The organism is Streptomyces sp. NPDC030143, assembly GCF_055573695.1.
In genome coordinates, this window is record NZ_JBVIAY010000033.1 from 53,848 (window position 1) to 62,267 (window position 8,420).

Consider the following 8,420-nt stretch of genomic DNA (forward strand, 5'->3'; position numbering starts at 1 on the left):
TCCTCGGCAGGCCTTGCGTACAGGGATCTCTTAGGGTAGGCACACCTAAGCAATGTGCCCAAGTGAGTGGAACGAGGTCGTACGACGTGAACCTGAACAGACGACAAGTGCTGTGGGCCGGCGGCGGAATAGGCGCGGCTGTACTGCTTGCCGCCTGCGGCGGCGGTGACGAGACCTCGTCCAAGTCGCCTGCGAAGGCCAGTGAGAAGCCCCGGCCCGGCGGCACCCTCCGAGTCGGAGCCCTGGGCCGCGCCTCGGCCATCACCCGCGATCCGCACGGCACGCAGGCCAACGAGAGCGACTACCTGATCATCTCGCTGGTCTACGACACCCTCACCGTTCCCGGCACCAAGCCGAACACCGTCCCCCGCCTCGCCGCGAGTTGGCAGGCGTCGGACGACCTGAAGACCTGGCGCTTCACTCTCGCCAAGGGCGCGAAGTTCCACGACGGCACGCCGGTCACCGTTGATGACGTCGTGTGGTCGCTGAAGCGGCTGCGCAACACCCCCGCCGGCGCCTCCCGGCTGCCCGGCATCAAGGCCGAGAACATCAAGGCCGAGGGCGACGACACCGTCGTCCTGGTCTCCGACTACGCCAACGCCGAACTGCCCCTGTTGACCCGCCTGACGACGTTCGTTCTGAAGAAGGACACGGCGGAAAAGGACCTCGGCAAGGCGCCGGGCACGGGCCCGTTCAAGCTGGACTGGTTCCGCTCCGGCAACGCCCGCCTGGTGCGCAACGAGGACTGGTACGGCGGCGATGTGTACCTCGACGCCATCGAGGTGAAGATCTTCGAAAGTCCGCAGGCGATGGCCAACGCGCTGCTGGCCGGGCAGATCGACGTCGCCTCCAATGTGGGCGCGGTCGCGGCCCGCACGGCCGAGAAGCGCGACGACATCCAGATCGTGCGCCGCCCCAACGACATGGCGATGCCCATCGTCATGCGCACCGCCAGCGGACCGTTCGCGGACGCGAAGGTACGCGAGGCGCTGCGGCTTGCCGTGGACCGCGAGGCCATGGTCAAGCAGGTGCTGTCCGGCTACGGCACCGTCGCCAACGACATCCTCGGCACCGGCGACCCCGCCTTTGCCAAGGACATCCCGCAGCGGAAGCGCGACCTGGCCAAGGCCAAGCAACTGCTGAAGGAAGCCGGCTTCGACACGTCGAAGACGTACAAGCTGCTCACCACCGAGGACATCGCGGGCCTCGCCGAGTCCGCCACCCTGTTCGCCGCCCAGGTCCGCGAGGCCGGGGTCAAGGTCGAGGTGGTCAAGCAGGAGTCGGCCACGTTCTGGGACAAGACGTGGCTGAAGGGCGACCTGTACACCACGTACTGGGGCACGAACGACTCCGTGGTGTTCTTCGCCAGCAAGACCATGGTGTCCGACTCCGCTCAGAACGAGGCGGGTTGGAAGAACGCCGAGTTCGACGCCGCGTACAAGAAGGCCATGGCCACCAAGGACGCGGCGGCCCGCACCAAGGTTCTCCACGAGTTCCAGCAGATCGAGTACGACGAGTCCGGCTACCTGCTGTGGGGCATGGCCGACGGCATCGACCTCGCGGGTGCCGCCGTGCGCAACCTGCCGACCCTGCCCGGCTACGGCCGCGTCCAGCTCGAGCAGGCATGGCTCGCTCGCTGACCCGGGACGAACCGGCCGAGGGCACCATCGTGCCCCGGCCGGTTCCTGCCGTGATACGTACGGTCCTGTACGCGGCCGGTGTCCTCGCACGCCGGATCCTGCTGCTGGCCGTGCTGCTCGCCGCCGTCTTCGCCGCCGTCGAGCTGCTTCCGGGTGACGCGGCCGACGCCACCTCCGAACGCGGCGAGAGCGCGGCCGACCTCGCCGCGCGACGCCATCTGCTGGGGCTGGACCGGCCGGTGGCGGAACGGTTCTGGGACTGGATGACCGGCCTGCCCGCCGGCGACCTGGGCACCTCCGCCCGTGGCGAGCCAGTCGCGGACCTGCTCGCCCACCCGTTCCCCAACACCCTGCTGCTCGGCGGGCTCGCGCTGCTGGCCACCCTCATCGCCTCGGTCGCCCTCGGCTGCTGGGCGGCGGCCCAGCCGGGCGGTCCGCTCGACCGGGCGGTGTCGGCGAGCGCCACTGGCATCCTCGCGCTGCCCGAGTTCGTCGTCGCGGTCGCCCTCGTCCTCGTCTTCGCGCTGTGGACCGACTGGCTGCCCGCCGTCACCCTGACCGACGCCGATGGCTCGCCCGCCTCCTGGCGGATGCTCGTCCTGCCCGTCCTCGCCCTGGCCATCCCGCAGATCGGCTGGAACACCAGGATCGTCCGGGCAGCCCTCGCCGATGAGGCCACGGCCCCGCACATCGACACCGCCGTCCTCGACGGACTGCCCCGGCACCGGCTCCTCACCCACCACCTGCTGCCCGGCGCCCTGCCCACCATCGCAGCCGGCATCGCCACCTCCACCGGCATGCTCCTGGGCGGCGCGGTCGTGGTCGAGACCATTTTCAACTACCCCGGCATCGGCTCCGTCCTCGCCGGAGCGGTCGCCGACCGGGACAGCCCCGTGATCGCCGGAGTCGTCGTCGTTACCGGAGCCGTCATCACCGGAGTCCTGCTGTTCGCCGACCTCATACGCGCCTGGGCCTCGGGAGGCCGGACATGACCGCGACCACCGCCGCCGCGAAGCCGGCCCCGCCTCCGCGTCGTAACCGTCGTCGGACAGCCCTGCGCGTGCTCCCGGCCGTACTGCTCACCACCCTCGCCCTGGCCGGACCCTGGCTCGCCCCGCACGCCATCGACGCCCCGGTCACGGCGCCGTACGCGGAACCCGGCGGCGGCGCCCCGCTCGGCGGCGACCAACTGGGCCGCGATGTGCTCAGCCGGCTCCTCGCCGGAGGACGCGAACTCGTCGTCACCTCCCTCCTCGTCGCCGTCCTGGTCACCGCGGTGGCCGCCGTCCTCGGCGCGGTCAGCGCCCTGCGCCCGGTCGTCGGGCGGATCGTCGAGCGCACTGCCGACGTGCTGATGCTGCTGCCCGCCGTGCTCGGCATCCTCCTGGTCACCCTGTCCTGGCCGGACGGCGGACGACTCGCCGTCGTCACCGCGTCCGTCGTCCTCGGCGTCCCGTACGCCGTGCGCCTGGTCGCCGGCGCCGCCGCGCCCGTGGCGGCCTCCGGGTACGTGGAGGCGGCGGCCGTCGGCGGCGAGCGACTGGGCTACCTCGTGGTTCGGGAGGTGCTGCCCAACCTGCGCGCCACCCTGCTCGCCCTGTTCGGACTGCGCTTCGTCGCCGCCGTCTACCTCGTCGCCACTGCCGGATTCCTCCAGGTCGGCCCCCAACCGCCCGCCGCCGACTGGGCGTTGATGATCCGCGAGAACTCCGGCGGCATCGTCCTCAACCCCTGGGGCGTCCTCGCCCCCAGCATCGCCATCGGCCTGCTCGCCATGAGCGTCAACCTGGCGGCCGCCGCCCTTGTCCCCGCGACCGGCCGGAAGGCGGTGCCCACACTGTGAACCACATGCCCGACTGGTACTCCGACAGCCAGGCGACGGACGGGGAGAGCGCGGTCCGGGTCTCCGACCTGACGATCACCGCCCCGAACGGCCGGCTCCTGCTCGACCGGGCCGACCTCGAACTGGCCCCCGGCCGCATCACCGCCGTCGTCGGACCCTCCGGCTGCGGCAAGACCACACTGCTGCGAGCCGTGACAGGCACCCTGCCCCCAGACACCGAACGCACCACGGGCAGCGTCACCGTCCTCGGCCAGGACCCCCTCGCCCTTCCGGCACCGGCCCTGCGCACACTGCGCCGCCACCGCCTCGCCTACGTCGGCCAGGACCCCGGCTCCGCCCTCAACCCGCGCATGAAGGTGCGCCGCCTCCTCGCCGAAGTCGCCGTGGACAAAAGCCCCGAGGCGATCCGCGCCCAGCTCGCCGAAGTACGCCTGCCCACCGACGACGGCCTGCCCGACCGCCGCATCGGCAGCCTCTCCGGCGGCCAGCAGCGCCGAGTCGCGCTCGCCCGCGCCCTGGCCCGCCGCCCCGCCGTCCTCCTCCTCGACGAACCCACAGCAGGACTCGACCCCGCACTGCGCGACGAGATCGCCGACCTCCTGCGCCACCTCGCGGAAAGCCACCGCATAGCCATCGGCCTGTCCTGCCACGACCCCGACCTGGTCGCCCGGCTCGCCGACGACATCGTGGACCTGACCGGCCCACGGCTACGGGAACCCGCACGCACCGCACCCGCCCCGCGCGAGCCCTCCACCACACGGCCCGACGGCTCCTCCACGCTCACCGCGTCCGGCCTGCACGCCGCCCACCTCCACCGGCGCCGCCGCGTCCCTGTACTGCACGGCGTCGACCTGACCCTCGCCGCCGGAAGCAGCCTCGGGATCGTCGGCGCCTCCGGCTCGGGCAAGACGACCCTGCTGCGCACCCTCGTCGGCCTGCACCGCGCCACCGCCGGCACCGTCAGCCTCGACGGCACCCGCCTCGCCCCCACCGCACACGGCCGCTCCCGAGACCAGCGCCGTCGCCTCCAACTCGTGCCACAGGACCCTCTGGGCACCCTCAACCCCAGCCGCACCGTCGGAGCCACCCTGCGCCGCCCACTCCTGCTGCACCGCCGTGCCAGTCGGGCCGAGGTCCCCGACCGCGTCCTGGAACTCCTGGACCAAGTCGGCCTGCCCGCCGCCTTCGCGGACCGCTACCCCCACGAACTCTCCGGCGGCCAGCGCCAACGCGTCGCCATAGCCCGCGCCCTGGCGGCCGACCCCGACGTGCTGATCTGCGACGAGGTCACCTCAGCACTCGACGCGGACACCGCCGTCACCGTCATGGACCTGCTGACGGACCTCCGCGCCCGGCGTGGCCTGTCGCTCGTCCTGGTCAGCCACGACCTGCGTCTTGTCGCCGACCGCACGGACACCCTGCTCGTGATGTCCGAGGGCCACGTGGTCGAGTCGGGCACCACCGCCCAGCTGTTCACCTCACCATCCCACCCTGTGACCACCGCACTGGCCACAGGGATCCCGCTCGGCGGCTGACCACGAGATCCGCAGCAGGGGCGGGGTCCACCGAGGCCACTGCGTTGAGCTTCGACAAAGGCACAGCGACAACCCGATGGCTGGTTGCGCCGTCGCCTCCGGTAGAGGCCGGCTCGACTTGGTACGGCCCGGCCGAGCATTGGCCGTGGTCAAAAGTGCACCGGCGCCGGGTAATCGGCCTGTGGCAGTATCTGGAGGCGCTGGCCGAGGAGGATCCCGCCGGCCAGCCCTTTCACCGGACGGCGAGGGTGGTCACGGCCAGACCAGCGACCGCGGTCATCGCCTTCTGCCGCTCGCGCATCAGCGCGAGGCAGTCCACGGTGATCGGGAGGACGGACGCGAACACCCAGGACGCGTCACCCCACCTGCCCATGACCATGAACGCCGTGAAGACGATCCCCAGTGCGGAACACGGCGCCGAGCCCGCTGCTGAACGCCCGTCCCGCAACCCTGGCGGCCGAACCCCTGAGATCATGCTGATCGCGAGAAAGCCAGGCGCGCCGGGAACCGGCCGAAAGTACGGGACAGCGTCGACGAAGCCATGCTCAGGCCACGTCTGCCACCGCCGTTGATTGCGGGCCCGAGTGGCGCACCCGCCGTGGCGCGGCAGGGCCACCGAAGGAGCTTCGAGGCCTCCCGCGGTGACGCCTACGACAGCAAGCCGGGGTCAGGGGGTCGCTACCGCGGCACCAGCACCGCGAAGGGCGGCGGTGAACCAGGTGTAAACGGGAGCGAGTGTCGGTGATGCGGGCCATCCGTTGACCGTCGCCAGGAGCTGCCAGTAGCGCTCGGCATGCGGGTCGGCGATCATCTGCAGCCGGGCGAGGAGCCAGCGGCGCAGATCGCCGTCACCGGCATCTGCGAATGCGTGACCGTACAGGCCGATCAGTGAGTCGGACAGAAGTGCGGTTCCGGCGGAAGCGGGGAGGACGCCGGCACATACGGCTTCGTCGATTCGTTCCCCCATCGCCCGGTCGAGACCCTCTTGGAGGCCGATGACGCCCTGCGGGGAAGGCTCCTGCGCCTGATCCTCAGCCATGCGCCGAACCACGGCACGGAGGTCGGCGCTCTGGCAGAGTTCGGCGAGCTCTACCCAGGCCCCGATCTGTTCGGGCGTGGGATCGTCGGGAAGCTCCGGCAGGGCCGATCGCATCAGGGTCACGAACTCCGGGTTGGCGTCGCAGCCCTTGAAGGTTTCATCGATGAAGTCGGTCACCAGCCGGATCTGTTCGGTCCGGGACAGCGTGGCGAGTCGATGCATGATGTCCATCTCCATGGTGGTGGGGCAGCCTCTGGCGATCGTTCGTAGTACTGCCCGTCGCAGGCGGAGGGTCTGGATCTGTACGTCCAGGGCGTCAGCGTGTGCTTCCGCGACGTCAGGTATGGACGCCTCCCGGTCCAGCACTCTGCGCACGGTCGTCAGGTCGATCCCGAGATCGCGCAGCGTGCGGGCCAGATCCAAGCGTGCGAGTGCGTCGGGGCCGTAGAGCCGATAACCCGCCGGGCTCCGACCGGTCGGCGGGACGATACCCCGGTCGGAGTAATAGCGGATGGCCTTCACTGTCAGACCCGTCCGGCGAGATAACTCTCCAATGGAACGGAGCGTGTCACTGTCCATGCTCCCAGCTTGATGTCTCCCCCCACGGGAGACACAACCGGAATTCATGTTCCGGTCCGGGGCGGTCCCGTCGGCAACGGTGACCGACGCGTTCCGCGTCCAGGACTTTCAGAGCTCCGAACAAACGGGGAGCCCAGCTCGCGGCGTCCCCTTTTGCTCGGAGCTCTCAGAGCGGATGCCGGGAGCGTCGTTCGGCAGCTGCCCGGCGAACCCCTGCGCTCACAGCACTAGCTTCGACTGCGGATCATCGTCATCAGCAGGCGGTGGGTCTCGTCGTCGGCGGCGACCACAAGGCCGCGGCCTCCCTTACCGACGGGGGTGCCGTCGGTCCCGGTGACGATGCAGCCGGCCGCCCGGCACACAGCGATGCCGGCGGCGAAGTGCACGCTGTCCGAGAGATCGCCGCCGTCGGTGACATACGCGGCTCGCTTGCCGGCCGCGACCCAGGCCAGCGCCAGGGTCGTGGACACGACCCGCGGCCGGAAACGCTCGATGAACTCAGGACGGGCCAGCAGATCCACCGCCCGGAATCCCGGTGCACTCGGAAACGGCGGATCCAGGTTGACGTCCACGAGCCCGGTGGCGGGCGTCGGCGTCAGCAGTGCGTCGTCGGCCCCTGCACGCCGCACCCAGGCGCCCACCCTGTCGGTGAAGAACACCTCGCCGTTGAACGGATCGGCCACCGCCGCCGCCCCATCGCGCAGCGCCACGTTGACGGCCACCAGCATATTGCCGACGGCGTAGTTCAGCGTGCCGCACAAGGGGTCCACCAGCCACCGGCGCACAGCGTCGGCGGCACCCCGCTGCCCGCCTTCCTCGCCGAGCACCGAGTCATCGGGCCGTGCGGCACGGATGACGTCGACGATCGCCTTCTCCGCCTCCACATCGGCAGCGGTGGCGAAGTCCCCGACAGCTTTGTCCATGCGGGGGAGCCACTGGCCGTACATGTCGCGGACGACTTCCGCGCCGGCACGCGCCCCGGCTATCGCGACTTCGGCATCGTCGGAACTCAAGTCTGAGTTGATCACGTCGTGCAGACTACGAGGCGTGCTACGCCCCGGTGAACCTTCCCGGCCGGAACACGGGTCGTCTTGGTGCGCTGTGACCGGAACCGATCACCGGAGCTGTCGCTCGCTCTTCGCCGAGCTGACGGATCGTCCTCCGCCTCCTCGAGGGCTCGTTCCTGCATCGTGGATGGTTCGGCCGCCCAGTACTTCGGGTGAGCCAGGAGCTGTTGGTCGGGGTGCAGGCGATCTCGACGTTGTTCGCCGCGGCCCAGGCGCCGACCCGCTGGCATCTCTTCGTGGTCAGGTGCGGGGAGGGGTTGCCCCAGACGAGCGCGATGCGGCCGCGCAGTCCCGCGTGCGGCGGCGACACCGAAACGCCGGACGAACCCGGCGCCCGTGGACAGCTCAACAGCTGGCTGATGTAGCCGGCGCCGTGTGCGCCACGCTGAACGGGACCGCCGGCTCCGTCCCCGCGACCATGGAATCCACCACCCACTTCCTGCGGCCCGTACACGGCGCCGGCGCCGTCGCGACCTCCCGCCCGCTGCACGTCGGCAAGTCAACGGTCACCGTGGAAATCGACATCAGGGATGACCAGGACCGGCTCTGCGCCCGCGTCACTCAACTCGTCGCCCTCCGGAGGCGCCATGACTAAGAGCTCCTAACAGAAGTTGTTGATCACGTGACTGTCCGCGTGGTTGCTCGTTGGTCTTGCCGTGGGGAAGAGGGAGTCGCGGCCGTGGATCGTCTCGGACGAACTCTGGTCGCTCATCGAGC

General features: G+C 70.5%; 8 protein-coding genes and 1 pseudogene. 5 read left to right on the forward strand and 4 right to left on the reverse strand.

All coding sequences use genetic code 11. The features are described 5' to 3' along the window. Nucleotides 1-86: 86 nt before the first annotated feature. The 4 genes from ACZ4YY_RS34265 to ACZ4YY_RS34280 are packed head-to-tail and all read left to right on the forward strand — an operon-like array spanning nucleotide 87 to nucleotide 5,018. Nucleotides 87-1,640, forward strand: coding sequence for an ABC transporter substrate-binding protein (locus ACZ4YY_RS34265; RefSeq protein ID WP_468298871.1), 1,554 nt, complete (start codon nucleotides 87-89; stop codon nucleotides 1,638-1,640). Continuing rightward, complete coding sequence (locus tag ACZ4YY_RS34270) at nucleotides 1,625-2,632, forward strand: ABC transporter permease (RefSeq protein ID WP_468298872.1); 1,008 nt, start codon at nucleotides 1,625-1,627, stop codon at nucleotides 2,630-2,632. The genes ACZ4YY_RS34265 and ACZ4YY_RS34270 overlap by 16 nt, the downstream gene beginning before the upstream one ends. Beyond that, entirely contained in the window at nucleotides 2,629-3,483 is an 855-nt protein-coding gene (locus tag ACZ4YY_RS34275) for an ABC transporter permease (RefSeq protein ID WP_468298873.1), read from the forward strand. Before ACZ4YY_RS34270 ends, ACZ4YY_RS34275 begins: the two co-directional genes overlap by 4 nt. Further along, nucleotides 3,480-5,018 (forward strand): ABC transporter ATP-binding protein, encoded by a 1,539-nt coding sequence (locus ACZ4YY_RS34280; protein WP_468298874.1) that lies wholly within the window; start codon nucleotides 3,480-3,482, stop codon nucleotides 5,016-5,018. The genes ACZ4YY_RS34275 and ACZ4YY_RS34280 overlap by 4 nt, the downstream gene beginning before the upstream one ends. Nucleotides 5,019-5,250: 232 nt before the next feature. Here the strand turns inward: ACZ4YY_RS34280 and ACZ4YY_RS34285 are convergent, their stop codons facing one another. The 4 genes and pseudogenes from ACZ4YY_RS34285 to ACZ4YY_RS34300 all read right to left on the reverse strand — a co-directional run. Continuing rightward, nucleotides 5,251-5,397, reverse strand: a complete 147-nt coding sequence (locus tag ACZ4YY_RS34285) for a hypothetical protein (protein WP_468298875.1) — start codon at nucleotides 5,395-5,397, stop codon at nucleotides 5,251-5,253. Between the two features lie 288 nt (nucleotides 5,398-5,685). Beyond that, on the reverse strand, nucleotides 5,686-6,636 hold the full coding sequence (locus tag ACZ4YY_RS34290) for a MerR family transcriptional regulator (protein WP_468298877.1): 951 nt from the start codon (nucleotides 6,634-6,636) through the stop codon (nucleotides 5,686-5,688). A 227-nt stretch (nucleotides 6,637-6,863) separates the two neighbouring features. Next, nucleotides 6,864-7,664 (reverse strand): inositol monophosphatase family protein, encoded by an 801-nt coding sequence (locus ACZ4YY_RS34295; RefSeq protein WP_468298879.1) that lies wholly within the window; start codon nucleotides 7,662-7,664, stop codon nucleotides 6,864-6,866. 187 nt (nucleotides 7,665-7,851) lie between these two features. Further along, nucleotides 7,852-7,983, reverse strand: a pseudogene (locus ACZ4YY_RS34300) (IS630 family transposase); the annotation flags it as partial. Nucleotides 7,984-8,076: 93 nt separating this feature from the next. Here ACZ4YY_RS34300 and ACZ4YY_RS34305 point away from each other — a divergent pair. Next, nucleotides 8,077-8,298, forward strand: a complete 222-nt coding sequence (locus ACZ4YY_RS34305) for a PaaI family thioesterase (protein ID WP_468298881.1) — start codon at nucleotides 8,077-8,079, stop codon at nucleotides 8,296-8,298. Nucleotides 8,299-8,420 lie beyond the last annotated feature (122 nt).